At 71.8% G+C, this 22,818-nt stretch carries 29 protein-coding genes; 21 read left to right on the top strand and 8 right to left on the bottom strand.

What is annotated here, in order from left to right; all coding sequences use genetic code 11:
• The first annotated feature begins 45 nt into the window (after window positions 1-45).
• The 3 genes from ACMCNO_RS32510 to ACMCNO_RS32500 all read left to right on the top strand — a co-directional run bounded on the left by ACMCNO_RS32510 (window position 46) and on the right by ACMCNO_RS32500 (window position 2,859).
• Complete coding sequence (locus ACMCNO_RS32510; protein WP_412753233.1) at window positions 46-1,035, top strand: hypothetical protein; 990 nt, start codon at window positions 46-48, stop codon at window positions 1,033-1,035.
• 189 nt (window positions 1,036-1,224) lie between these two features.
• Window positions 1,225-1,851 carry a DUF47 domain-containing protein gene (locus ACMCNO_RS32505; protein WP_130509440.1) on the top strand — a complete coding sequence of 209 codons (627 nt, stop codon included), beginning with the start codon at window positions 1,225-1,227 and terminating at the stop codon, window positions 1,849-1,851.
• Window positions 1,852-1,899: 48 nt separating this feature from the next.
• Entirely contained in the window at window positions 1,900-2,859 is a 960-nt protein-coding gene (locus ACMCNO_RS32500; protein ID WP_412753885.1) for an inorganic phosphate transporter, read from the top strand.
• On the opposite strand, the gene ACMCNO_RS32495 is transcribed toward ACMCNO_RS32500, so the two are convergent.
• Window positions 2,852-3,862 (bottom strand): Gfo/Idh/MocA family protein, encoded by a 1,011-nt coding sequence (locus ACMCNO_RS32495; protein ID WP_412753232.1) that lies wholly within the window; start codon window positions 3,860-3,862, stop codon window positions 2,852-2,854. The genes ACMCNO_RS32500 and ACMCNO_RS32495 overlap by 8 nt on opposite strands.
• 47 nt (window positions 3,863-3,909) lie before the next feature.
• Here ACMCNO_RS32495 and ACMCNO_RS32490 point away from each other — a divergent pair, with 47 nt between their 5' ends.
• Window positions 3,910-4,698 (top strand): NUDIX hydrolase, encoded by a 789-nt coding sequence (locus tag ACMCNO_RS32490; protein ID WP_412753231.1) that lies wholly within the window; start codon window positions 3,910-3,912, stop codon window positions 4,696-4,698.
• On the opposite strand, the gene pstB is transcribed toward ACMCNO_RS32490, so the two are convergent.
• The 6 genes from pstB to ACMCNO_RS32460 form a co-directional block, all read right to left on the bottom strand.
• On the bottom strand, window positions 4,679-5,455 hold the full coding sequence (pstB, locus tag ACMCNO_RS32485) for a phosphate ABC transporter ATP-binding protein PstB (protein WP_412753230.1): 777 nt from the start codon (window positions 5,453-5,455) through the stop codon (window positions 4,679-4,681). The two genes, ACMCNO_RS32490 and pstB, sit on opposite strands and share 20 nt — an antisense overlap.
• Window positions 5,456-5,467: 12 nt before the next feature.
• Complete coding sequence (gene pstA / locus ACMCNO_RS32480; RefSeq protein WP_412753884.1) at window positions 5,468-6,517, bottom strand: phosphate ABC transporter permease PstA; 1,050 nt, start codon at window positions 6,515-6,517, stop codon at window positions 5,468-5,470.
• Window positions 6,518-6,599: 82 nt separating this feature from the next.
• The gene (gene pstC / locus ACMCNO_RS32475) at window positions 6,600-7,688 is read right to left on the bottom strand and encodes a phosphate ABC transporter permease subunit PstC (RefSeq protein WP_412753229.1); all 1,089 of its coding nucleotides are present in this window, start codon (window positions 7,686-7,688) and stop codon (window positions 6,600-6,602) included.
• Between the two features lie 38 nt (window positions 7,689-7,726).
• Window positions 7,727-8,821, bottom strand: coding sequence for a phosphate ABC transporter substrate-binding protein PstS (pstS, locus tag ACMCNO_RS32470; RefSeq protein WP_412753228.1), 1,095 nt, complete (start codon window positions 8,819-8,821; stop codon window positions 7,727-7,729).
• A gap of 342 nt (window positions 8,822-9,163) precedes the next feature.
• On the bottom strand, window positions 9,164-10,171 hold the full coding sequence (gene mshD / locus ACMCNO_RS32465) for a mycothiol synthase (RefSeq protein WP_412753227.1): 1,008 nt from the start codon (window positions 10,169-10,171) through the stop codon (window positions 9,164-9,166).
• 14 nt (window positions 10,172-10,185) lie between these two features.
• Window positions 10,186-10,908, bottom strand: a complete 723-nt coding sequence (locus ACMCNO_RS32460) for a winged-helix domain-containing protein (RefSeq protein ID WP_412753226.1) — start codon at window positions 10,906-10,908, stop codon at window positions 10,186-10,188.
• A 319-nt stretch (window positions 10,909-11,227) separates the two neighbouring features.
• Between ACMCNO_RS32460 and ACMCNO_RS32455 the strand changes: the two genes are divergently transcribed.
• The 6 genes from ACMCNO_RS32455 to ACMCNO_RS32430 all read left to right on the top strand — a co-directional run bounded on the left by ACMCNO_RS32455 (window position 11,228) and on the right by ACMCNO_RS32430 (window position 15,626).
• Window positions 11,228-12,274, top strand: coding sequence for a hypothetical protein (locus ACMCNO_RS32455; RefSeq protein WP_412753225.1), 1,047 nt, complete (start codon window positions 11,228-11,230; stop codon window positions 12,272-12,274).
• 118 nt (window positions 12,275-12,392) lie between these two features.
• Window positions 12,393-13,178 carry a DUF2993 domain-containing protein gene (locus tag ACMCNO_RS32450; protein ID WP_412753224.1) on the top strand — a complete coding sequence of 262 codons (786 nt, stop codon included), beginning with the start codon at window positions 12,393-12,395 and terminating at the stop codon, window positions 13,176-13,178.
• Window positions 13,179-13,266: 88 nt separating this feature from the next.
• Window positions 13,267-13,344 carry an Ms5788A family Cys-rich leader peptide gene (locus ACMCNO_RS32445; RefSeq protein WP_341273990.1) on the top strand — a complete coding sequence of 26 codons (78 nt, stop codon included), beginning with the start codon at window positions 13,267-13,269 and terminating at the stop codon, window positions 13,342-13,344.
• Window positions 13,345-13,496: 152 nt separating this feature from the next.
• A complete protein-coding gene (locus tag ACMCNO_RS32440) occupies window positions 13,497-14,345 on the top strand; it encodes a sulfurtransferase (protein ID WP_412753223.1) in 849 nt (282 codons plus the stop codon).
• A 2-nt stretch (window positions 14,346-14,347) separates the two neighbouring features.
• On the top strand, window positions 14,348-14,677 hold the full coding sequence (locus tag ACMCNO_RS32435; protein ID WP_412753222.1) for a DUF1416 domain-containing protein: 330 nt from the start codon (window positions 14,348-14,350) through the stop codon (window positions 14,675-14,677).
• 85 nt (window positions 14,678-14,762) lie between these two features.
• On the top strand, window positions 14,763-15,626 hold the full coding sequence (locus tag ACMCNO_RS32430; protein ID WP_412753221.1) for a hypothetical protein: 864 nt from the start codon (window positions 14,763-14,765) through the stop codon (window positions 15,624-15,626).
• 9 nt (window positions 15,627-15,635) lie between these two features.
• On the opposite strand, the gene ACMCNO_RS32425 is transcribed toward ACMCNO_RS32430, so the two are convergent.
• Complete coding sequence (locus ACMCNO_RS32425; RefSeq protein ID WP_412753220.1) at window positions 15,636-15,998, bottom strand: DsrE family protein; 363 nt, start codon at window positions 15,996-15,998, stop codon at window positions 15,636-15,638.
• A 46-nt stretch (window positions 15,999-16,044) separates the two neighbouring features.
• Here ACMCNO_RS32425 and mtfM point away from each other — a divergent pair, with 46 nt between their 5' ends.
• From mtfM to ACMCNO_RS32370, 11 genes are all read left to right on the top strand, one after another.
• On the top strand, window positions 16,045-16,149 hold the full coding sequence (mtfM, locus tag ACMCNO_RS32420) for a small membrane protein MtfM (protein ID WP_278044974.1): 105 nt from the start codon (window positions 16,045-16,047) through the stop codon (window positions 16,147-16,149).
• On the top strand, window positions 16,143-16,754 hold the full coding sequence (locus tag ACMCNO_RS32415; protein ID WP_412753883.1) for an FABP family protein: 612 nt from the start codon (window positions 16,143-16,145) through the stop codon (window positions 16,752-16,754). The genes mtfM and ACMCNO_RS32415 overlap by 7 nt, the downstream gene beginning before the upstream one ends.
• Window positions 16,755-16,807: 53 nt before the next feature.
• Window positions 16,808-17,230 carry a Fur family transcriptional regulator gene (locus tag ACMCNO_RS32410; protein ID WP_412753219.1) on the top strand — a complete coding sequence of 141 codons (423 nt, stop codon included), beginning with the start codon at window positions 16,808-16,810 and terminating at the stop codon, window positions 17,228-17,230.
• Window positions 17,227-18,276, top strand: coding sequence for a YgfZ/GcvT domain-containing protein (locus ACMCNO_RS32405; protein WP_412753218.1), 1,050 nt, complete (start codon window positions 17,227-17,229; stop codon window positions 18,274-18,276). The genes ACMCNO_RS32410 and ACMCNO_RS32405 overlap by 4 nt, the downstream gene beginning before the upstream one ends.
• 83 nt (window positions 18,277-18,359) lie before the next feature.
• Window positions 18,360-19,193, top strand: coding sequence for a 3-keto-5-aminohexanoate cleavage protein (locus ACMCNO_RS32400; RefSeq protein ID WP_412753217.1), 834 nt, complete (start codon window positions 18,360-18,362; stop codon window positions 19,191-19,193).
• Window positions 19,190-20,113 (top strand): asparaginase, encoded by a 924-nt coding sequence (locus ACMCNO_RS32395; RefSeq protein ID WP_412753216.1) that lies wholly within the window; start codon window positions 19,190-19,192, stop codon window positions 20,111-20,113. The genes ACMCNO_RS32400 and ACMCNO_RS32395 overlap by 4 nt, the downstream gene beginning before the upstream one ends.
• Before the next feature lie 103 nt (window positions 20,114-20,216).
• Window positions 20,217-20,699: a helix-turn-helix domain-containing protein gene (locus ACMCNO_RS32390; RefSeq protein WP_412753215.1), complete on the top strand. Its 483-nt coding sequence runs from the start codon at window positions 20,217-20,219 to the stop codon at window positions 20,697-20,699.
• Window positions 20,696-21,148 carry a hypothetical protein gene (locus tag ACMCNO_RS32385; RefSeq protein ID WP_412753214.1) on the top strand — a complete coding sequence of 151 codons (453 nt, stop codon included), beginning with the start codon at window positions 20,696-20,698 and terminating at the stop codon, window positions 21,146-21,148. The genes ACMCNO_RS32390 and ACMCNO_RS32385 overlap by 4 nt, the downstream gene beginning before the upstream one ends.
• A gap of 70 nt (window positions 21,149-21,218) precedes the next feature.
• Window positions 21,219-21,533 carry a DUF2516 family protein gene (locus ACMCNO_RS32380; RefSeq protein WP_412753213.1) on the top strand — a complete coding sequence of 105 codons (315 nt, stop codon included), beginning with the start codon at window positions 21,219-21,221 and terminating at the stop codon, window positions 21,531-21,533.
• A gap of 13 nt (window positions 21,534-21,546) precedes the next feature.
• Window positions 21,547-22,332 (top strand): alpha/beta fold hydrolase, encoded by a 786-nt coding sequence (locus tag ACMCNO_RS32375; protein ID WP_412753212.1) that lies wholly within the window; start codon window positions 21,547-21,549, stop codon window positions 22,330-22,332.
• A 48-nt stretch (window positions 22,333-22,380) separates the two neighbouring features.
• The gene (locus ACMCNO_RS32370; RefSeq protein ID WP_412753211.1) at window positions 22,381-22,809 is read left to right on the top strand and encodes a hypothetical protein; all 429 of its coding nucleotides are present in this window, start codon (window positions 22,381-22,383) and stop codon (window positions 22,807-22,809) included.
• Window positions 22,810-22,818: the final 9 nt, after the last annotated feature.

The following is a 22,818-nucleotide window of genomic DNA, read 5'->3' as shown; positions in this document are numbered from 1 at the left end:
AGTGGTCTGAGCGATAAGTACGTTTAGTCCTATTCATGTGGCGGGATGGGGGGCGTGTCGGTGGCGGGGGACATCTCGACAATCGCGGGTGGTCTGGCGGGGGTGGCCGGTACGGTCGGTGCCGTCTCGGTCGGCTTCTCGTTGCTGCGCCATCCACAGCCGTACCTGCCGTGGGGACACGCGATCATCCGGCCGCAGGAGACCGACCCGCTGCCCGGGGTGCTGCGGCGCGGGCTGGCCGGCCTGACCGTCCCGGTGCACCCCGGGCCGCACGGCGAGCTGTTCATCGGGCCGGGCGCACCCCAGCCGGGGCGTACGCTGCGCCGGCTCGTGCTGTCCCCGCTGTTCGTCCGGGCCAAGGCCGGCGGTGGCCGCCTGCGCCGTGACCAACGGCTGCCGTTCCGGCTGGTGGTGGAGTTCGTCGGGCCGCACCGCGACGCCGAGACGCTGCTGCGGGCGTACCGGATGCTGGACCGGCAGCTGCGCGATCACGCCCAGCTGCTGAGCCGCTGCGTGGACGGGGTGCTGGAGCCGGGCGCGGTGACCGTGGCCGTGGCCGGGATCGTGGACGTCCGTGAGCTGCTGGCCGCCCAGCCGGTCCGGTACGCCTTCGCCGACGGCACGTTCGACGACATCGGCACCCGGTCGGCCCCGCCGTCGCTGGTGCCGATGATCAGTGAGTCGTGGTCCCGGCGGTTCGGCTGGGACGGCCGCGAGCCCATCTCCGCGGAGGAGAGGCACCTGCTGCACGCGATGGTGCGCGCCGCGCATGAGGACGGGCGCATGGTGCGGATCTCCGGGCTGACGGAGGGCTCCCGCCGGGCGCGCCGGGCGATCTGGGCCGAACTCTGCGCGGCCGGGGTGGACGTCATCGCCGACACCGATCAGGCGGGCCTGATCCGGCATCTGCGTCAGTGCCCGGTGAGCCAGCCCGTGCCGCCGCCGGCGGAGCCGGCCCGCGCGGTCCGGCGCACCTCGCCCGCGCCGCACCGCGCGCCGCATCCGACCCGCGCCGACGCGGTCCGGCGGGTCTGATCTGCGTCGTCGGCGATACCCATCCATGGATCACGATGGTGAACATCAGATGAACTGCGGTTGAACTGCCGCTGAGCAGGGGTAGGCGGGGTGCATGCCCACCGACGCGTTACCTAGCATTCCCCCGGAGTTCGCCGTGCCCGCCGCGGCGGGTCCCCACCTGCCCACCCGTCCCGCGAGGTTCGCGCCGTGAAGTTTTCCTTCCGCCCCACCGAGGGTGCCTTCTACGACCTTTTCACCAAGGCCGCGCAGAACCTCGTGCGGGGCACCGAGCTGCTCAACGAGCTCGCCCTGCCCGACGTCGACGTGCAGTCCGTCAGCGACCGGCTCACCGACGTCGAGCACGACAGCGACCAGATCACCCACGACCTGTACAAGAAGATCAACTCGACGTTCGTCACGCCGTTCGACCGGGAGGACATCTACTCCCTCGGCTCGCAGCTCGATGACGTCATGGACCACCTCGAAGCGGTCGGCAACCTGCTCTACCTGTACGGCCTCACCGCGCTGCCGTCGCTGCCGCGCGAGATGCACGAGCTGGTCCACGTCCTGGACCAGCAGGCCAAGCTGACCGCCGAGGCGATGCCCCGGCTGCGCACGATGAAGAATCTCGAGGAGTACTGGATCGAGATCAACCGGCTGGAGAACGACGGCGACCGGGCGTACCGGATGCTGCTGGTCCGGCTCTTCTCCGGCGAGTACGACGCGCTCACAGTGCTGAAGATGAAGGAGGTCGCGGACGAGCTGGAGGCGGCCTGCGACGCGTTCGAGCACGTGGCGAACACCGTCGAGACCATCACGGTCAAGGAGTCCTAGACCTTGTCCGCTGAGTTCTTCGCCGTGCTCGCGGTGATCATCGCCGCGATGGTGTTCGACTACACCAACGGCTTCCACGACGCGGCGAACGCCATCGCCACCAGCGTTTCCACCCGGGCCCTCACCCCCCGCGTGGCCCTCGCCATGGCGGCCGTCGGCAACTTCATCGGCGCCCACGCGGGCGCGAAGGTCGCCGCGACCGTGGGCGGCGGCCTGGTCGACCTCCCGGTCGGGGAGGCCAGCCTCGGGGTGGTCTTCGCCGGTGTCCTCGGCGCCATCGTGTGGAACCTCACCACCTGGTACTTCGGGCTGCCGTCCTCGTCGTCGCACGCCCTCATCGGCGGCCTGGTGGGCGCCACCCTCGCGGCCGCCGGCACGGTCAAGTGGAGCGGCATCCTCAACAAGGTCGTCTGGCCGATGGTGCTGTCGCCGTTCTTCGGCCTGGCCGCCGGGTTCCTCTTCATGCTGGCCATCCTGTGGCTGTTCCGGCGTGGCCACCCGGCGCGCCTGAACCGCGGGTTCCGGATGGCGCAGACCGTCTCCGCCGCCGCCATGTCGCTCGGCCACGGCCTGCAGGACGCCGCGAAGACCATCGGCATCATCGTGCTCGCCCTCTACGTCGGCGGGTACCAGGACTCGCCGACGTACATCCCGCAGTGGACCTACTGGACCTCAGCCACCGTGCTGGCCCTGGGCACGTATGCGGGCGGGTGGCGGATCATCCGCACCCTCGGGCGAAAGATCATCCACTTGGGGCCGCCCGAGGGGTTCGCCGCGGAGACCGTGGCCAGCGGGACCCTGTTCGTCTTCGGCATCGGCCTCGGCGCGCCGATCTCCACGACTCACACCATCACCTCGGCGATCATGGGCGTCGGCGCGACGAAACGCCTCTCCGCGGTTCGGTGGGGAGTTGCCGGAAACATCGTGGTGGCGTGGATCCTCACCTTCCCGGCCGCGGGCACGATCGCGGCGATCAGCTACTTCGCGGTCCGTCCCCTGTTCAGCTGAGTGCGGTGGGCGGATCGAGGTCGTAGCTGACGCCGATCTGCGCCCGGACCGTGTCCAGCGTGCTCATGATCTCCAGGGTGGCCGCCTGCGGCACCAGCGGGCTCTCCAACTCCCCGGCGGCCAGGCAGCGCTGCACCTCGGCCGCCTCGAACTGGTAGCCGTGCCCGGGGAACGGCACCTCGAACGTCTCCGCGCGGCCGTCGCGGTGCACCACGAACGACTGCGGCACGTAGAACTCCGGCGGAAGGTCGATCCGCCCCAGGGTGCCGGTGATCGAGGCGGCGTTGCGGGTGGCACCGCCGATCCCGCAGGTCAGTGCGGCCACCGCGCCCGAGGCGTAGCCGAGCAGCATCCCGGTGTTCTCGTCCACCCCTTCCGGGGTCAGTCGCGCCCAGGCCTGCACCGACTCCGGGGCGCCCAGGATGAGATGCGCCAGATTGAGCGGGTACACGCCCAGGTCCAGCGCGGCGCCGCCACCGAGCCGGGGATCACGCAGCCGGTGCCCGGGCGCGAACGGACCGGCCAGCCCGAAGTCGGCATGCACCGCGGTCACCTCGCCGATCGCGCCCGCGGCGATCAGCCCGGCCACCTGGCGGATCGCCGGGTTGCAGCGCATCCACATGGCCTCCATGAGGAACAACCCACGGGTACGCGCCTGCTGGATCAGCTGCGCGGACGACGCCCGATCCAAGGTCATCGGCTTCTCGCAGAGCACCGCCTTGCCGCCGGCCAGGCAGGTCAGCGCGGCCACGTGGTGCGTGGCGTGCGGGGTGGCCACGTACACGACGTCGACGTGCTCGTCCGCGGCCAGTTCGGCCCACGAGCCGTGCGCCCGGGCGAAGCCGTGCCGCCGCGCGAACGCCGTCGCGGTGTCGGCCCGCCGCGAGCCGACCGCGGCCAGCTCCGCCCCGGGCACCAGCGGCAGGTCGGCGGCGAACGTGGCGGCGATCGCGCCCGTGCCCAGGATCCCCCACCGGATCGTCGGCGACACGTCCTCGGTCATGATCGGTACGGTATCGCCCACGGCCCGTTCGGTGGCAGGATCGGACGGTGACCAGACTCGAGTTGCCGGAAGCGTTGGCGCGCCGGGCGCGCGAGTTCACCGGACCCCCGGTGCCCCCACGGCCCGCGGCCACGGTCGCGCTGCTGCACCCCGAGACGCTCGAGGTGTACGTGCTGCGCCGCCGCACCACCATGGCGTTCGGCGGCATGTACGCCTTCCCCGGCGGCACGGTCGCCGCGGAGGACCAGCCCGAGACCCTGCGCGGCGACTGGGCGGCCCGGCTCGGGATATCCGACGCGCAGGCCCATGCCGTGGTGGGCGCCGCCGCCCGGGAGCTGTTCGAAGAGGCCGGGGTGCTGCTGGCCGGGCGGGCCGACGAGCCCGACCACACCGTGGGGAACGTGGGCGGCGACGCCTGGGAGGACGACCGGGCTCAGGTGCTCTCCCGCCAGCTCAACCTCAGCGAGGTGCTGGCCCGGCGCGGGCTGCGGCTGCGCGACGACCTGCTGCTGCCGTGGGCGCGGTGGATCACCCCGGAGTTCGAGCCCCGGCGGTTCGACACCTGGTTCTTCGTGGCCCTGCTCCCGGCCGGGCAGGAGCCGCGCGACGTCTCCGGCGAGGCCGACCGCACCGCGTGGATCCGCCCGGCCGACGCCGACGGGCTGGCCATGCTGCCGCCGACCCGGGTGCTGCTGGACGAACTGTCCGCGTACGAGCGGGCCGACGAGGTGGTCGCGGCCTCCGCGCACCGTGACGCCGCCACCCCCGTCATGCCCCGGGTGGAGCTGGCGGAGGACGGCGGCGTCACGGTGACGATCAGCCGAAACGACCCGTGATGTAGTCCTCGGTCTTGCGCTGACTCGGGTTGCTGAAGATCTTCTGCGTGTCGTCGTACTCGATCAGGCGGCCCGGATCCCCGGTCTTGTCGATCGAGAAGAAGCCGGTCTTGTCACTGACCCGGGCGGCCTGCTGCATGTTGTGCGTGACGATGATGATCGTGAAGCGGTCCTTCAGCTTGAACATCAGGTCCTCGATCGCCAGCGTCGAGATCGGGTCCAGCGCCGAGCAGGGTTCGTCCATGAGCACGACCTGCGGCTCCACCGCGATCGTCCGGGCGATGCAGAGCCGTTGCTGCTGACCGCCGGACAAGCCCGCGCCGGGCCGGCTGAGCCGGTCCTTGACCTCGTCCCACAGGTTCGCCGACCGCAGCGACTGCTCCGCCGAGTCGTCCAGCACGGACTTCCTGCGGACACCGTTGAGTTTCAAGCCCGCCACCACGTTCTCGTAGATGGACATCGTGGGGAACGGGTTCGGCCGCTGGAACACCATGCCGATCATCCGGCGGACCGCGGTGACATCCACGTCGGGGTCGTAGATGTTCTGGTCGTCGATGGTCAGCCGGCCCTCGATCCGGGCGTTCGGCAACACCTCGTGCATGCGGTTGATCGAGCGCAGGAACGTCGACTTGCCGCAGCCCGACGGCCCGATCAGGGCGGTGATCGTCTTCGGCTCGACCGTCATGGAGACGTTGTCGATCGCCTTGAACGATCCGTAGTACGACGAGACGTTGTGCGCCTCGATGCGCTTGGCCATGGGGGACACCTCTTATCGCGTCAACTGGTTGCGACGGGCGAGCAGTTTTGCCGCGATCGTCAGGACGAGGACCAGGGCGACCAGCGTCAGCGCCGCCGTCCAGGCGCGGGCGGGGGCGTACTTGGAGGCGTCGCCGGCCTGCTGGAAGACGAACAGCGACAGCGACATCTGGTTGCCGCTGAACGGGTTGACGTTGATGGCGCTGGCGCCGCCCGCCACCAGCAGCACGGGTGCGGTTTCCCCGGCCGCCCGGGCGATCGCGAGCATGACGCCGGTGACGATGCCCGGCAGGGCGGTCGGCAGGACGATCTTCAGAATCGTCTTCCACTGCGGCACGCCCAGCGCGTACGAGCCCTCCCGCAGCGGGCCCGGCACCAGCCGCAGCATCTCCTCAGTGGACCGCACGATCGTGGGCAGCATCAGCACCGCCAACGCCAGTGCGGCGGCGAAGCCGGAGTACTGCGGGCGCCCGTCGTTGAAGATCGGGCTGACGATGAGCACCCAGAACGACAGGATGAACAGACCCGCCACGATCGACGGGATGCCGGTCATGACGTCGACGAAGAAGCGGACCGTCAGCGCGAACCGGCCCCGGCCGTACTCGACGAGGTAGACCGCGCCCATGACACCGAGCGGCACGGCCAGCAGGGTGGCGATGCCGACCTGCTCCAGCGTGCCGACGATGGCGTGGTACGCGCCGCCGCCCGCATCTCGCGCGCCGATGTTGTTCATCGACGTGGTGAAGAACGTCGCGTCCAGCCGTTCGAAGCCCTTGGAGATCAGCGTCCACACCACGGAGGCCAGCGGCAGCACCGCCAGAATGCACGCGGAGTAGATCAGTGTCTTCCACATCCGGTCCCGGGCGGCGCGCTTGCCCTCCACGCGCCCGGCCGCGAACAGGATCCCGGCCAGGTAGAGCGCGAGGCCCAGCACCACCACCAGCACCCAGCCGCCGATATCCAGGCCCAGCACGACGATCGCCGCGATCGCGAGGGCGGCTACCGCGACCCCCAGGTTCGCGCCGAGCGACAGCCGCTGCGACCGAATGTTGTCCGGCGTCATCCCGACGCCGATGTTCTCCCGCTCCATCAGACTCATGCCCGGCTCTCCTTCGGCATGCCCTCGCTGCGCTCGGTGCACTCGGTCATGCCGCACTGTCCCGGAACTCGCGGCGGCGGTAGATGATCGCCCGCGCCGCCATGTTGACCACGAGGGTGATGGCGAACAGCACCAGGCCGGAGGCGATCAGCGCCCCGCGACCGGTCTCGTTGGCCTCGCCGAACGTGTTGGCGATGTTCGCGGCGATGCTGTTGCCGCCGTTCTCGATGATGTTGAAGGAGATCCCGAAGACGCTGCCGAGCGTCAGGGCCAGGGCGATCGTCTCGCCGAGCGCGCGGCCGAGGCCGAGCATGACCGCGGCGATGATGCCCGCCCGGCCGTACGGAAGCACCGCCGTCCGGACCATCTCCCACTTGGTGGCGCCCAGCGCGAGGGCGGCCTCCTCGTTCATGCCGGGGGTCTGCTGGAACACCTCACGCGAGATCGAGGTGATGATCGGCAGCACCATGATCGCCAGCACGAGGCTGCCGAGCAGGATCGAGTAGCCGAACGGGCCCTCACCGTCGAAGAGGGGTAGCCAGCTGAAGTAGTGGTTGAGCCACACCGAGAGTTCGCGCACCGGCTCGACGAAGAAGTCCCGGCCCCACAGGCCGAAGACGACGCTGGGCACGGCGGCCAGCAGGTCGACGACGAAGCCGAGCGGGTTGGCCAGGCGCTTCGGTGCGTAATGCGACAGGAACAGCGCGATGCCCAGGGCCACGGGCACCGCCACGATCAAGGCGATGATCGAGGTCAGCAGCGTCCCGAAGGCCAGGGCCGCGATACCGAACTTGGGCTGTGTCTCGTTCGGGAACCACTTCTCGTACGTGAAGAAGTTCTCGGTGTTGGCCTGTAGCGCCGGCACGGCCTTGGCGATCAGGAAGATCGCGATGGCCACGATGATGACCAGCACCATCGCGCCGGATGCTGTGCTGAGGCCGCGGAAACCGCTCTCTATGGAGAATCGCGCCTTGCGGGGCAGCGCGCCGCCGCCGCCGAGGGGCGTACGGCCGCCGTTGGGGACGTCATCGGGGGGAACTGGCGGAACGCCGTGGCCGGCGGGCCGGGTGTGGCGTCCTGCCACACGCGACCCGCCCGCGCCGAGGTTCGCCGAGCCGGAGGGGTACTCGCCCATCTGCTGCTCGCTGTCGTCTCGGAGGGACCCTGGCAGGATCAGGCGATGGCCGCGACCGAGGCCGCCACCTTGGTACGCATGGTCTCGGGCAGCGGCCCGTAGCCCAGCTCGGCGAGGGCCCCCTGGCCGCCGGTGCTCGAGGTGTAGGTCAGGAAGCCCTTGACGGCCGCGGCCTTCGGGCTGCCCTTGCTGCACACGATCTCGTAGGTCACGAGGACGATCGGGTACGCCCCGGCCGTGGTGGTGCTGTAGTCGATGTCCAGCTTCAGGTCGTTGCCCGTGCCGGCGACCTTGGCGCCCTCGATGGTCTTGCCCGCGCTCTCCGGGGTCAGCTCGGTGAACTCACCCGCGCCGTTCTTGATCTTCGCCTTCTTCAGGTCGCTGTTCTCGGCGAAGGACAGCTCGACGTAGCTGATCGTGCCGGGCGTGCTCTTGACGCGAGCCGCCACGCCGTCGGACTTTGCCGCGCCCGTGCCACCCGGCGCCTTCCAGGCCTTGGCGTTGCCGTACGTCCAGTCGGCCGGGGCGGTCTTGCTCAGGTACTTGGTGAAGTTGTCGGTCGTGCCGGACTCGTCGGAGCGGTGGACCGTCTCGATGGTGGTCGCCGGCAGCTGGGCGCCGCTGTTCTCCGCGGCGATCGCCGGGTCGTTCCACTTGGTGACCTTGCCGGAGAAGATCTTGGCGATGGTGCTCGAGGACAGCTGGAGGTTCTCGACACCGTCCACGTTGTACACGACCGCGATCGGGCCGACCAGCATCGGCAGGTTGAGCGCCTGGCCGCCGGTGCACTTGGCGTCCGCCTGCGGCTGCTCCTCCGGCTTGAGCGCGGAGTCCGAGCCGGCGAAGTCGGCCGTACCGGAGATGAAGGCCTGGATGCCCGCGCCGGAGCCCGTGCCCTGGTAGTTGATCTTCGCGTTGGAACACTGACCCTGGTAGGTCTTGATCCACTCGTCCATGGCGTTCTTCTGCGCCGTCGAACCCTGTGCCGTCAGGTCCCCCGCGGCGCAGTTCGCGGCAGCGGCGGACGCGCCACCGGCCGGCGACGCCGTCTCGTTGTCAGAGCCACACGCGACCAGCGAGAGGGTCGCGGTCAAAGCAATACCGGCCAGCAGGCCAGACCGCTGGAGCTTCACGGTTTTCCCTTCGAGTGGATTGCCGGGCTCGATCGGCCCGGCAAGCCGGTCTCACCGGCCCACTCGAAAGCTAGGAGGGCCAGATGACCTGTTCCCCGGTCGCAAGTGAACCTGCGGTGAACAGGTCGACCCCGTGAGGTGACCGAGGACTGAGGGCGAGTTGTCCGTTACGTGAACCGACGCCCTGGCGACCGAAATGCCGGATTCTTGGGCGCGACGAGACGGTGCCGTGACATACGCTTGACCGTTCCGTTACCGCCGCTCCAGGCCGCGCGGCAGCGTGAAGACTTTCGGTCGGCTCCGCACCACCACTCTTCAAGATCCGCCGACGGCGGCTGCTTGTCAGAGCGGTTTCTGGTAACTGACGTCGGCGGCGAAGACCGTGAAGCCCAGTCTGCGGTACAACGCCACCGCCGAGGAATTGGACTCGTCGACGTAGAGCAGGGCGTCCGGCACCCCCAGCCGGGCCAGATGCTGTAGTCCTGCCAGGCTGAGCGCCGCTCCCAGGCCGCGCCGGTGCCCGTCCGGGTCGACGCCGAGCACGTAGATTTCCCCCATCCGGGGGACGTCGCCGTGCGCCGGATGCACCTTCGTCCAGTGGAAACCCAGCTGGGCGTCCGCGACGTCGACGGCCAGCAGGAACCCTTCCGGGTCGAACCACGGCTCGGCCATCCGCAGCCGCAGGTCCGCCTCGGTCCACCGGCCCTGCTCAGGATGGTGGGCGAACGCCCGCGCGTTGAGCTTGAGCCACCCGGCGTCGTCGAAACCGGGCCGGAAATGGCGCACGGTCACCCCGGCGGGCAGCGGCACATCCGGTAGCGGCTCGGTCAACGGGCGGCGCATCTGCCACAGCACCCGGGCCCGCGTGAATCCCGCGCCCTCGGCGAGGGCGCGGGCGGCGGCACCGTCGCCGTGCGCCCACACGCTCAGCGTCGCGTGTCCCGTTTCGTCGATGTCGTCGCCTCGCGGGGCCGCCGCAGCCACGGCCGCGTGCAGCAGCGCGGTGCCGTGCCCGCCGCGCCGATGCCGCGGATGCACCACCAGCTCACCGGCGGGTGCCCCGGCATCCGACCGGTCCAGGTAGGCGTATCCGGCCAGGCCGTCGTCGGCATGAGACAAGAGATGTACGCGCGTCGCGCCACCAGCCGCAGCATTCGCGTCGGCGCCGCTCCCGGCGGTGTCCGGGCTGGCGCCGGGCCCCGCTGTGCCGTGGCGGACGGCGAGCACCGTGTCCTCGGCCAGCGGAAACGTGCCGTCGGTTTCGGCCGCCGCGGCGGCGAGGGCGAGCACCGCGGCGCTCTCCCCGGCGGTGAGCCGGTCCAGGTGGCGGACCGGCCGCACCGTCGTCATGGGTCAGTGTGCTCTCAGACCGGCAGCGAGACCGGCTCGTTGTCGGGCAGCTGGCGGCTGGCCGGCGGCACCACGAACTTGTAGCCGACCTGGCGCACGGTGCCGATCATCGCCTCGTACTCCGCGCCGAGCTTGGCGCGCAGGCGCCGCACGTGCACGTCCACCGTGCGAGTGCCGCCGAAGTAGTCGTAGCCCCACACCTCGCGCAGCAACTGGTCGCGGGTGAACACCCGCCCGGGGTGCTGCGCCAGGAACTTCAGCAGCTCGAACTCCTTGTACGTGAGGTCGAGCGGGCGCCCCTTGAGCTTCGCCGCGTACGTGTCCGGGTCGATGTTGAGCTCCCCGGCCCGGATCGAGCCGCCGCTGCCCGCGGTGGCGTTGGTCAGGCGTCCGACGCTGAGGCGCAGCCGGGCCTCGACCTCGGCGGGCCCGGCGGTGGCCAGGATGACGTCGTCGACGCCCCAGTCGGCGTTCAGGGCGATGAGGCCGGCTTCGGTGACCACCGCGATCAGCGGTACCCCTAAGCCGGTCGCGTGCAGCATGCGGCAGGTCGCGCGGGCCTCGGACAACTCCGAACGGGCGTCGACCAGGACCGCGTCCGGGCTGGGCCCGGACACCAGTGTGCGGACGTCGCGCGGGGCGGTGCGCACCGAGTGGGGGAGCAGGTCCAGCGCGGGCAGCACGGCGGACGCCTCACCAGCACGTGCCGTCACCAACAGAAGGATCTCCACACTCACCTCCGTCCTCGCGGCGTGAGGCCGCATGGGTGACCCGGTGTGCGTACTCAACGCGGCGCGGCCGCAGCGAGCAGTGCAGACCGGGGGATCGGGTTCCCGGCGTCACCGACGGGTGGGCTGGGCTCACCTTAACCGACGGACGGGCACGAAGTCCCTGGTCGTGTTGTCGAGTGATGTAGTGAACGCCACGGGCCCGACCGAACGGACTAGTGGTAACGACCCGTTCGGACGAGGCGGGAGGCAGGCCCGTCCGGACGTGGCATCGGGACGCCCGGTCGCCGGATGACCCAGGTGCACCCGGTCTGGCACCATCGCAGGCGTGTCTCCCACCAGGCCGCAGCGCGGCGACTTCACCCCGGTGCCGCAGGACGGCGACCGCGACCCGTGGGGCCCGGACCTCTCCCGGGAGCTTCCCCGAGTCGCGCCCCGTCGGGTCCCGGGCGTGTTCGGCGCCGTGCCCGACCCCGAGCCCGCCCCCTCCGAGCCGGGATCAGGCCCTGCGGACGACGCCGACGACGAGCTTGAGGAGGTCGAGTTCGTCGAGGTACGGCGCCAGCTGTCGCTGGCCATCGGCGGATTCGCCGCGTTGCTGGCCATCGGCCTGATCGTCGGCGCGCAGAGCACCGGGCCGGACGCCCGCCTGCCGTACGCCATCGTGATCTTCGGGGTGCAGCTGCTGTTCGTGCTGGCCTGGACGATGGCGGTCCAGCCGCCCAAGCCCGCTGTCGTCGGCGTCGCCTGCGTCGTGGCCGCCGGGGCGGCGGACTACGCGGCGATCACCGCCGCCGAGCCGGGGGTGGCCCCGCTCGGCTACGCGGCGGCGGGCGGTTTCGCCGCCGCGGTGCTCGGGCAGCTGATCGGCCAGGCGGGCTGGCCGCGGGTCAAGGACGCCCTCGGCCCCACCCTGATGATCGTGGTGGGAGTGGTCTCGTACGCGTGCCTGCTGGTGCTGGCCCGCCAGCCCATCGGCGCGCAGACCGTGCTGGTCTGCCTGGCCGCGGCGGGAGTCGCGCTGCTGGTGGCCCGGGTGACCGACGCCGGGTACGCCAAGCCGCGGCTGGCCCCGCAGGTGCCGCGCGGCGCGACCGGCATCGTGCTCGGCGCCATGCTCGGCACCCTGGCCGCGGCGTCGCTGGGCAGCGTGCTCGTGCTGCCCTTCGACCCGGCGAAGGGCGCCGTGCTGGGCCTGGTCACGGCCGCCTTGGCGGTGCTGGTCGACCTGGCCGTCAACTACTCTGAGGCCGGGCGCAGCATGGCCGGGGAGGTGCCGACATTCTGGCTGGCTCGCCACATGCAGGGGCCGCTCGGTGCGTTCGCGGTGGCCGCGCCCGCGGCGTACGCCCTCGCGACCTTCTATCTGTCCTGACCCCCGCCGTACCGACTCCCGCCGGGGGATCTGCCGCATTCGCTGGACGATGTCTGCCGGTGGCCCCGGACGGGTACGGTCCTGGGGGTCCGTGCTCATGGTCGGTGGAGGAGGAGACGTGGCCGAGGTGTACGACCCGCCCCGCACCCGCAAGCGGCGGATGCGGCCCGTGCTCGTGACCTTGGCCGTCCTCGTGGTGCTCCTCGGCATCGGGCTGATCGTGGCCGACCGGGTCGCGGCGGCGTTCGCGGAACGGGTGATCGCGGAGCGCATCTCCGGGCAGGTCGCCGCGCAGGGCGCCCGCTCGGATCACCCGGACGTCACCGTCCTGGGGGTGCCGTTCCTGACCCAGGTCAGCTCGGGCCACTACGACGGCACCACGATCGTGCTGCGTAACTTCGAGGGGCCCGCGGGCGGTGGCAAGTCTGTCAAAGTGCCGGAACTCGAGGTCTCCGCGACGGACGTGAACGCCCCGCTGGACACCGTGCGCAGCGGACGCGGCGACATCTTCGCGGGGACGGTCACCGGCACCGGGACGGTCGACTACGCCCAGCTCGCCGCGCTCATCGGCCAGCCCGGGCTCACCCTCAGCGAAAAGGACGGCAAGCTGGTCGGCACCGCGCCGGTGCAGCTGCTCGGCCAGACCGTCCAGGTCACCGGTACGGCGACGTTGGAGGTGCTCGACGGCGTCGTGCGGGTGCGCTTCTCCGATGTGAACGCCGCGGGGCTGCCCGACCTGCCGCTGGTCCGCTCGTTCATCGACGCGTACGTCAAGGACCTCGCGGTCGACCTGAAGGTGCCCAAGCTGCCGCTCGGCCTGGTCGTGGAGAAGGTGGAGCCGCAGCCGGACGGCCTGGAGTTCACCGCGAGCGCGCACGACGTTCCGCTCACCGGCGGCGTGTGACTCCCGGACGAGCTGTGACCGCCGCCTCCGTCCCGGATGCTGGTCGAAGGTGTTCCGGGCTGTGGACCCGCTGGTAGGGTCCGTTCCCATGAGCCTGTTGCTCACGAAACGGCGCGCGATCGACCTGTGTCGCGTGGCCGCGTGCCTGTGTCGCCCCGTCGCCTGACGGGGCCGCTCATGCTGCGCAGGATCTAACGCCCGGCAGTGGCGCCGTCGCACCAATCACGTGATCCGTTGTTCCGATGGGTCCCGCGCGGGTGCGGCCGAATTCCCCCGCGTGACGACTCACCCATCCCACCCGACAAAGGGAGTCAAACGATGAGTCGCGACACCGCGCTCGTCTCTGCCGACTGGGCCGAGAAGAACCTCGAAACCCCGGGAATCGTCTTCGTCGAGGTCGACGAGGACACCACCGCGTACGACGGTGGGCACATCCCCGGCGCCGTCAAGCTGGACTGGAAGAAGGACCTGCAGGACCCGGTCCGCCGCGACTTCGTCAACCAGGAGCAGTTCTCCGCGCTGCTGTCCGCGCGCGGGATCGCCAACGACGACACCGTCATCCTGTACGGCGGCAACAACAACTGGTTCGCCGCGTACGCGTACTGGTACTTCAAGCTGTACGGCCACGGCGACGTGAAGCTGCTCGACGGCGGTCGCAAGAAGTGGGAGCTGGACGCCCGCCCGTACAGCACGGACGTGCCGAGCCGCGGCGCCACGCAGTACCAGGCGAAGGCGCCCGACCTGTCGATCCGCGCGTTCCGTGACGAGGTCGTGCAGGCCATCGGCGTGCAGAACCTGGTCGACGTGCGCAGCCCCGACGAGTACGCGGGCCGCCTGCTGGCCCCCGCGCACCTGCCGCAGGAGCAGTCCCAGCGCGCCGGCCACATCCCGACCGCGATCAGCGTGCCGTGGAGCAAGGCGGCCAACGAGGACGGCACGTTCAAGTCGGACGACGAGCTGGCCAAGCTGTACGCCGCCGCCGGGCTGGAGGACGGCAAGGACACCATCGCGTACTGCCGGATCGGTGAGCGTTCCTCGCACACCTGGTTCGTGCTCAAGGAGCTGCTCGGCCGCGCGAACGTGAAGAACTACGACGGTTCCTGGACCGAGTACGGATCCCTGATCGGCGTGCCGATCGCCCTCGGCGACGAGCCCGGAAAGGCGTGATCATGACTTCTCCCGCCAACACCGCTGCCGGGTGCGCCGCCCCGGACCAGTCCGCTCCGCTGCCGGCGAGCGTCGACCTGGAGAAGGAGACCGTCATCACCGGTGCCGTGCGCACCGTCGACGGCGAGGCCGTGGGCGGCGCGTACGTCCGGCTGCTCGACTCCTCCGGCGAATTCACCGCCGAGGTGGTCACCTCGCCCGAGGGGGTGTTCCGGTTCTTCGCCGCCCCCGGCAAGTGGACGCTGCGGGCGCTGTCCCGCAACGGCAACGGGGACCTCACCGTCGACGCCGCCCGCGGCGTCAACGAGGTCGGCCTGACCGTCGCCAGCTGACCCACGCTCTGTTGCCGCAGGGGCGGGACCCGGACCGGGTCCCGCCCCTGCACACGTCCGCGACCTGCCATGCCACCATGGCGGCGTGAACCAGCCGGCGTATCCCCCCGTCGTGCCGCCGCCCGCCACCCGGCCGCCGCGCCGCCCGTGGCTGAGGGCGGTCGTCGTGGCGTGGGGGGTGCTGCTGGCCGGACTGATCGTCTGGTCCGTACGTCATGATCCGCCCACCGTGCCCGAGCAGAGCGACATCGCGGCGGCCCTGCCGTTCCTGAACGCCGCGACCGGCGCGCTGATGTCCGCGGCGGACGCCGACGGGCGTGCCGTCGTGCTGCACCCCACGGAGTTCTCCCGCGACTGCCGCCTGACCCCGGTCCGTCCCGGCGTGGAGGCGGTCCGCGAAGTCACCCTGCGGGTGCGCGCCGGCGGGGCCGGTCCGGCACTCGACGCGATCGCGCAGGCGCTGCCCGCCGGTTACCAGGCCCGGGTGCGGCGCAGCCCGTCCGGCACCCGCCTGGAGCTGTACGCCGACGCCGGTGGTTTCGTGGCGATCGACGCGCGTACCCCGGCCGACGCCACCGTCCTGACCCTGCACGTGTCCACGGGCTGCCGTCCGCTCGCCGCCGGGGTGAACCTGACGCCGACCAGCCCACCGGCGTCGGCGGTGCCCGCGGCGTACGGTGCCGCACTGCGGGCGCTCGGCGCGGCCGGCGCCGACGCCGGGACAGTGACCGAGGTGGCCTGCCCGGCCGGTGGCACCGCGCGGACCGTGACCAGCGAAGCTGTCCCGGTGCCCCAGGATCTGGGCCGGGCTCTGCAGCCGGTGACCGCCGGGGCGGGCGTGGTGCAGGCCGAGCCGCGGGCCTGGGCGTGGCGCAGCGGTGCCGTGTCCGTGGTGGTGACCAGGACGGACGGCACGGCCCGGGTCAGCGCCACCACCGGTTGCCGCTGAGGCCGCGGCTCAGTACACGAGGGCCTGCGCGCCCTCGCCCATGATCTCCTCGACGAAGACCGCGGCGCCCGCGATCCGCACTCCGGGCAGCACATCGTCCGGGGTGATGTCGCGCCGTGCGGCGCACTGGGTGCAGGCGGTGACCCGGCCGTTGTTCAGCAGCAACTCCAGCAGATCGGGCAGGGGAGCGGCGTGCGGCAGCTCGAACTGCTCCGCCCGGCCGGGCAGGGCGAACCAGGTGGACTCGCCGGTGAGCCAGAACGAGACGTCCACCCCGGCCGCCACGGCCGTGCTGGCCACGGTGAACGCCTGGGAGCAGCGTTCCGGGGCGTCGGCGCCGGCGGTTGCCTTGACCACGAGCAGGCGAGTCATGGCCGTCAGCCTAGGCGCGCCCGGTGTTGACTACGATGACCGGGTCATGGTTACCGAGATCGGATTCGTGAGCCTGCTGGTCGCCGGGTTCGGCGCGCTGGCGGGCGGCCTGGGCTACCTGGCCGTGCGGATGGCAAGGGGACGCTGGTGAGCAACGACGAGGCGGCCGAGAACCCACTGGGCCCGCCGCCGTGGCTGAACGCGCCCCCGGTGGAGGCCTACCCGTACGAGGACACCCACGACCTGCGCGCGGGGCCCGATCTGCATCCGGCGCTGCTGGGCCTGCTGCCGTTCATCGGGCTGTGGCGTGGCCGCGGTCAGGGTGGGTTCCCCGGGGTGGAGGACTTCAACTTCGCCCAGGAGATCCGGATCAGCCACGACGGGCGGCCGTTCCTGCTGTACGAGTCGCGGGCGTGGATTCTCGACGGCGACTCGCAGGCGGTCCGGATGGCCAACCGCGAGGTCGGGTGGTGGCGCCCGGTGACCACGTCCGAGGGGCGGGCCACGGACGACATGGAGGCCACCATGTGCACCCCCACCGGGATCATGGAGTTGTACCTCGGGAAGGTGACCGGCACCCGGCTGGAGATGGAGGCGGACGCGATCGTCCGCTCGCCCACCGCCAAGGAGGTCACCGCGGGCCACCGGCTGTTCGGCATCGTCGAGGGCGCCCTGCTGTACGCGCAGGAGGTCGCGGCCGAGGGCCGGGGCCTGGAGCCGCACATGTCCGCCCGCCTGCTGCGCATCGGGGGCTGAGGCATCACCCCGGCGCCACGGGGCGCATCGGCATGTCGAACTATGCTCATACCGTGACCGCCCCATCGCTCGCCGACAAGCTGCGGGAACGCGGCCTGCGGCTCACCCCGCAACGCCAGCTGATCCTGGAAGCGGTGTACGAACTGGGCCACGCCACGCCCGAGCAGGTGCACCACGCCGTACGGGAACGGGCGGCCGGGGTCAACATCACCACGGTGTACCGCACCCTCGAGCTGCTCGAGGAGCTGGGCCTGGTCAACCACACCCACCTGTCGCACGGTTCACCCACCTACCACCCCGCGGGCGAGGACCAGCACGTGCACCTGGTCTGCCGCCGCTGCGGGTCGGTCGGCGAGGCCGACCCGTCGGTGTTGCTGCCGGTGACTCAGCAGCTGCAGCGGGAGCGCGGGTTCCGGGTCGACGTGGGGCACGTGTCACTGTTCGGCGTCTGCGGTGACTGTAAGGAGCTCCCATGATCATGGTCGAGGACCTGACCCCCGGCTCCCTCGACGCGGGTGTCGCCGCGCACCACGGCGACCCGATGCGCGAACAGCGGCTGCTCGATACCGCGGTCGGCCTGGTCGACCGGTCACACCGTGAGATCGTCGCGGTGCCCGGCGAGGAACGGGCGAGCTGGCTGCACACCCTCACCACCCAGCACCTGAGCGACCTGCACGCCGGACAGGGCACCGAACTGCTCGTGCTCTCCCCGCACGGCCACGTCGAGCAGCACGCCCTGGTCACCGAGGACGGCACGACCGCGTGGCTGGACACCGAGCCGGGCAGCGGCGCCGGGCTGCTCAAGTACCTGGAGATGATGCGGTTCTTCACGAAGGTGGAGCCGCGCGACGCCACCGCGGAGCTGGCGGTGCTGTCGCTGGTCGGGCCGGACGCCGCCGACGCCGCCGCCCGGCTGGGCCTCACCGGCCTGGCCGAGCCGAGCATCGCGCCGGTGCCCGACGCCCAGTTCGCCAAGGGCGCGGTGCCGCCGGGACCGACCGCGACCTACGACGTCCGGGAATTCGCGTACGGGCTGGCCCGCCGAGTGCCGCTCGGCGTGGACCTGCTGGTGCGCCGCCCCGAGGTGGAGGCGGTCCGGGCGGCGCTGGAGGTGCCCCCGGCCGGGCTGTGGGCGTACGAGGCGGTCCGGGTCGCGCACCGCATCCCGCGGCTGGGCTGGGAGACCGATCACCGCACCATCCCGGCCGAGGCCGGGTTCCTCGCGGCCGCCGTACACCTGGACAAGGGCTGCTACCGGGGCCAGGAGACGGTGGCCCGGGTGCACAACCTCGGCCGCCCGCCCCGCCGCCTGGTGCTGCTGCACCTGGACGGGGTGGCCACGGACCATCCGCCCGCCCAGGGCACCCCGGTCACCCTGGACGGGCGCGCGGTGGGCTTCGTGGGCACCGCGGTGCGCCACCACGAGCTCGGCATGATCGCCCTGGCGGTGCTGAAGCGGAACGTGCCGGACGAGGCCCGGCTGCAGGTCGCCGAGTCAGCGGCGGCCGTCGACCCGGCCTGACCGAGCGGGGCCGTGCAGCCTTGGCCAAGTCTTGAGCTGCGGTCGGTGCGACCCGGCGCGTCCCACGTGGCAGGATCGCGGGCATGACCGGGACCCTCATCACCGTCGCGCCCACCGGCGCGGAGAGCAGCAAGGCGGCCGTACCCGCGCTGCCCGTGACCCTCGACGAACTCGTGGCCACCGCCAAGGAGTGCGAGGCGCTCGGCGCCGCCATCATCCACGTGCACATCCGCGACGACGACGCGAAGCCCACCCTGGACCAGGGCCGGCTGCGGGCGACCGTGGCGGGGCTGCGCGAGTCCACCGGCCTGATCGTGCAGCTCTCCTCGGGCGGGTCGGTGACGGACCCGGAGGCGGACCGGCTGGCCGTGCTCGACGCGGGGCCGGAGATGGCCTCCTGCACGATGGGCACGGTCAACTTCGGCGACGACGTCTTCATGAACCGGTGGGAGTTCGTCGTCGAGCTGCACACCCGCATGCAGGAGCGCGGCATCGTCCCCGAGTACGAGATCTTCGACCTGGGCCAGCTCACCACGCTCCAGCGCCTGCTCAGCTCGTACGGGCTGCCGTTCGGCGGGCATGTGCACGTCGACCTGGTGATGGGGGTGCCCGGCGGGATGCCCGGCACCGCGGAGGCCCTGGTGGCGTGCCGCCAGGCGCTGCGTGACCTGCCCGAGGGCACGACGTTCTCGGCCACCGGCATCGGCCGCAGCACGATCCCGGTCATGCTGGCCTCGCTGTCGGCCGGCGGCCACCTGCGGGTCGGCATGGAGGACACGGTCACGTACGCGAAGGGCCAGCCGGTCGAGTCGAACATGCAGCTCGTGGCGCGGGCGGTCGGTTTCGCGCAGCTGGCCCAGCGGCCCCCGCTGAGCCCGTCGGAGGCGCGGGAGCTGCTCGGCATCCCCGCCCGATGATCCTCGCTGAGGTCGTCCGGTCCGGTTTCGTCGAGAGTGTGCACCACGGTTCGGTCGTGGTGCTGGACTCCGCGGGCGCGGTGAAGGACAGCGCCGGGGACGTCACGTCGCCGGTCTTTCCCCGCTCGTCGAACAAGCCGTTGCAGACGGTCGGCATGCTGCGCGCGGGGCTGCGCCCGCGGGAGGCCGCCGATCTGGCGCTGATGAGCGGCAGCCACCTCGGCGAGCCTTTCCATGCGCGCCGGGCGCAGGAGATCCTTGCCGCCGCGGGCCTGGACGCGGAGGCGCTGGGGTGCCCGCCGGACCTGCCGGTGTCGCCGAGCGCGCGGGACGCGGTGCTGCGGGCGGGCGGCGCGGCGCAGCGGATCCTGATGAACTGCTCCGGCAAGCACGCCGGCATGCTGGCGACCTGTGTGGTCAACGGCTGGCCGCTGGCGTCGTACCGGGATGCCGGGCATCCGTTGCAGGTCACGTTGGCGGAGTCGGTGACGGAGCTGGCCGGGGAGCCGATCGCGGCGACCGGGGTGGACGGGTGCGGGGCGCCGGTGTTCGCGTTCTCACTGACCGCCCTGGCGCGGTCGTTCCTGCGTCTGGTGGACGCCGAGCCGGGCAGTGCCGAGCGCCGGGTGGCGGACGCCATGCGGGCCCACCCCGAGCTGGTGCACGGTACGGGCGGCGATGACACCGTACTGATGGCCGGGGTGCCGGGGCTGCTGGCCAAGGGCGGCGCGGAGGGGGTGCAGGCGGTGGCCGTGCCCGGGGTGGGTGCGGTGGCGTTCAAGATCTCCGATGGTGCCGCCCGGGCCCGGATGCCGGTGTTGCGCGCGGCCCTGCGCCGTCTCGGTGTGGACGGGCCGGTGCCCGAGGTGGCCGTGCTGGGCGGCGGGGAGCCGGTCGGCGAGGTGCGCACCACCTGGTGAGGTCGTCGATCCGTGAGGCGGCTGTCACTGAGTGAGGTGATTCACGCTAACTCCTGCAAGCGTTTTGCTTGCAGGAGTTAGCGCACCGGGATAGCGTCGAGCCATGCCCACGCCCAAGGACCTGCCGCAGGACATTGGCGGATTCATCCGCGACCTGCGTCAATCCGCCAAGATCTCGCTCCGGCAGCTTGCCGAGCGGGCCGGGGTGAGCAACCCGTACCTCAGCCAGATCGAGCGTGGCCTGCGTAAACCCAGCGCCGAGGTGCTCCAGCAGCTCGCCAGCGCGCTGCGGGTCTCCACCCCGGCGATGTACCTGCGCGCCGGCCTGCTCGACAGCGAGGGACAGCAGGGGGTGCTGGCCGCGATCGCGGTCGACCCCGAGCTGACCATCGCGCAGAAGCAGTCGCTGTCCCAGATCTACGAGACGTTCCGCAACGAGAACGCCCGGCACGCGCCGCCCAAGGCCGCCGAGCCGCCCGTCGACTCCGAGGGCGGCGACCTCGCCGCGGTCCTCGAGGACGTGGCGGTTGTGGAGGACGGCGCGGCACCCCCACCGAGGACCACCAAGTCGGAGGAGACACCATGACCGAGCAGACCAAGACCAAGATCCCTGCCCCGCTGTACGCCGCCGCCGGTGCGGGCGACCTCGCGGTCGAGCAGCTGCGCAAGCTGCCCGGCGTGGTCAGCGAGCTGAGCGACCGCGCCGTCGCGACCCTCAAGCCCGCGATCGCCAACGCCAACACCAAGGCGGGCGAGCTGCGCGACAAGGCCGCGACGACGGACTTCGACAAGCTGCGCAGCAACGCGGCCAGCAACGCGGTCGCGTTCGCTCAGCTGGCCCAGGAGCGCGCGCTCAGCGCGTACACCGCGCTGGTCGCCCGTGGCGAGCGCGTCGTCGGCTCCGGTGTCGTGGAGGCCGCGGACGTGGTCAACGCCGACATCGAGGCGACCGAAGCCCCGAAGGCCGTCGCGGCCGCCGCCGAGGCCGAGCCGAAGCCGCGTGCGACCAAGCGGACCCGCCCGGCCGCCAAGTGATCGAACACGCCACCGTGTGACGAACTGCGGGCCCCGGCTTCGGCCGGGGCCCGCAGCATAGACTCGGGCCATGGCCACCAGCGCACCGATCTTCTATCTCGATGTCGTCCGTGGGATCAACCTGGTCATCCTGATCCTGTCGCTGATCGTGCAGGCCGTGGCCCTCGTGCACTGCATCACCCAGCGCGGCGACGGATTCCCCGCGATCGGCACCCTGCCCAAGGGCGCCTGGGTGGCCATCCTCGCCGTCTGCCTCGTCCTCACGTACCTGATCAGTGGGCCGATCGGCATCTTCGGCCTGATCGGCATCGCGGCCGCCCTGATCTATCTGCTGGACGTCCGGCCCGGCCTGCGTGACCTGTCCGACGGCAAGGGGTTCTGGTAGCCGAAGCGAAGGCATGGGCCCGCAGACCGAACTGGTCGACACCCCGCACGGCGTCCGGCTGGAGCAGCTCGTCACCGGCGCCGGTGATCCGGTCACGGTGTTCGCCCACGGCCTCGCCGGGGACATCGCCGGTACCCGCCCGTTGGGCAGCGCCGTCACCGGGCGGCGGGTCTTCTTCCACCAGCGCGGGCACGGCCGCTCCGCGGCGCCGCCCGGGCCGTGGACCTTCGCCGACCTCGCCGACGATCTCGCAGCGGTCGCGGACCGTTCCGGCGCCACCCGCGCGGTCGGGGTCAGCATGGGCGCGGCCTCCGTGTGCCGCCTGCTGGCGCGGCGGCCGGACCGCTTCGCGCGGGTGGTGCTGTTCCTGCCCGCGCCGTTGGACGGTACGCGGCCCGCCGCCGCCCAGGACCGGCTGGCACGGTTGCGCGCCGCACTCGAGTCGGGTGAGCTGCGCGCCGCGCTCGAACCCGAGGTGCCCCGCGACCTCCGGGACACCGCCGCCGGGCTGGCCTACCTGCGCCAGCGCGAGCAGCAGTTGCGGCGCGACGGCCTGGCCCCCCAACTCGACACGCTCTGGCAGGCTCCGGCCGTGCCCGACGAGGCGGCGCTGCGCGCGTTCGGGGGACGGGCGCTGGTGCTCGGGTGTGCCGGCGACGAGGTACACCCGGCCGCCGTGGCCGAGCGCGTCGCCGCCCGGCTGGGCGCCGAGCTGCACGTGTACGACCAGCCGGACGTGCTGTGGACACGCCGCCGGGACCTGCGGGAGCGGATCTCGACCTTCCTCAACGCCCATTGAGCAGCCCGTACGCCGTAACCTTTCGGGCCCCGGAACGATTGTCAATCCGTGCGGCTCTCCCCCAAATCGATCTTCTTCGGCGTCCTGGTCCTCGGGTTGCCCTTCGCATTGGCCGCCGGTTGGGTCCTCGGCACCCCGGCCGCGCAGCCCGCGCCCGCGTCGGCCCCGGCGGGCAGCGGCGTCCTGGGTGCGGCGCCGAGCCGGGCCGCCGCCCCCGAGTCGGTGACGGCCCTGGAATGGTCGCCGCGCCCGGTCCGGACCGCCGCGCCCACCGTCAGCCGTACGCCACGCCGTACCGCGGTCCGCGCCACCGCGTCGCGCAGCGCGTCGCCCGGGCGGGTCGGACCGTCCCGGACGCCCCCACCCACCTCCGCCAAGCCCAGTGAGTCGCCGTCCGCTCCGTCCGTGTCGCCGTCGCCGAGCACCGACGCCGGCCAGGCGGGCCTCGGGGCGGGCGAGCTGGTGCCCGGGTTCTAAGCTGCCGGA

Origin of the sequence: Krasilnikovia sp. M28-CT-15, from assembly GCF_047159595.1 — a bacterium.
Classification (GTDB): Bacteria; Actinomycetota; Actinomycetes; order Mycobacteriales; family Micromonosporaceae; genus Actinoplanes.
The sequence above is the reverse complement of the archived record's forward strand: the minus strand, read 5'-3'. Positions and strand labels throughout refer to the sequence as shown.

Excerpts from the sequence above, each read along its gene's own strand:
- ACMCNO_RS32510 (WP_412753233.1), top strand. The coding sequence starts at position 46 with ATGGGGGGCGTGTCGGTGGCGGGGGACATCTCGACAATCGCGGGTGGT.
- ACMCNO_RS32500 (WP_412753885.1), top strand. The coding sequence starts at position 1,900 with ATGGTGTTCGACTACACCAACGGCTTCCACGACGCGGCGAACGCCATC.
- ACMCNO_RS32495 (WP_412753232.1), bottom strand. The coding sequence starts at position 3,862 with ATGACCGAGGACGTGTCGCCGACGATCCGGTGGGGGATCCTGGGCACG.
- pstB (WP_412753230.1), bottom strand. The coding sequence starts at position 5,455 with ATGGCCAAGCGCATCGAGGCGCACAACGTCTCGTCGTACTACGGATCG.
- pstA (WP_412753884.1), bottom strand. The coding sequence starts at position 6,517 with ATGACGCCGGACAACATTCGGTCGCAGCGGCTGTCGCTCGGCGCGAAC.
- pstC (WP_412753229.1), bottom strand. The coding sequence starts at position 7,688 with ATGGGCGAGTACCCCTCCGGCTCGGCGAACCTCGGCGCGGGCGGGTCG.
- mshD (WP_412753227.1), bottom strand. The coding sequence starts at position 10,171 with ATGACGACGGTGCGGCCGGTCCGCCACCTGGACCGGCTCACCGCCGGG.
- ACMCNO_RS32445 (WP_341273990.1), top strand. The coding sequence starts at position 13,267 with ATGAGCCTGTTGCTCACGAAACGGCGCGCGATCGACCTGTGTCGCGTG.
- ACMCNO_RS32440 (WP_412753223.1), top strand. The coding sequence starts at position 13,497 with ATGAGTCGCGACACCGCGCTCGTCTCTGCCGACTGGGCCGAGAAGAAC.
- ACMCNO_RS32435 (WP_412753222.1), top strand. The coding sequence starts at position 14,348 with ATGACTTCTCCCGCCAACACCGCTGCCGGGTGCGCCGCCCCGGACCAG.
- ACMCNO_RS32425 (WP_412753220.1), bottom strand. The coding sequence starts at position 15,998 with ATGACTCGCCTGCTCGTGGTCAAGGCAACCGCCGGCGCCGACGCCCCG.
- mtfM (WP_278044974.1), top strand. The coding sequence starts at position 16,045 with ATGGTTACCGAGATCGGATTCGTGAGCCTGCTGGTCGCCGGGTTCGGC.
- ACMCNO_RS32405 (WP_412753218.1), top strand. The coding sequence starts at position 17,227 with ATGATCATGGTCGAGGACCTGACCCCCGGCTCCCTCGACGCGGGTGTC.
- ACMCNO_RS32400 (WP_412753217.1), top strand. The coding sequence starts at position 18,360 with ATGACCGGGACCCTCATCACCGTCGCGCCCACCGGCGCGGAGAGCAGC.
- ACMCNO_RS32395 (WP_412753216.1), top strand. The coding sequence starts at position 19,190 with ATGATCCTCGCTGAGGTCGTCCGGTCCGGTTTCGTCGAGAGTGTGCAC.
- ACMCNO_RS32390 (WP_412753215.1), top strand. The coding sequence starts at position 20,217 with ATGCCCACGCCCAAGGACCTGCCGCAGGACATTGGCGGATTCATCCGC.
- ACMCNO_RS32385 (WP_412753214.1), top strand. The coding sequence starts at position 20,696 with ATGACCGAGCAGACCAAGACCAAGATCCCTGCCCCGCTGTACGCCGCC.
- ACMCNO_RS32380 (WP_412753213.1), top strand. The coding sequence starts at position 21,219 with ATGGCCACCAGCGCACCGATCTTCTATCTCGATGTCGTCCGTGGGATC.
- ACMCNO_RS32375 (WP_412753212.1), top strand. The coding sequence starts at position 21,547 with ATGGGCCCGCAGACCGAACTGGTCGACACCCCGCACGGCGTCCGGCTG.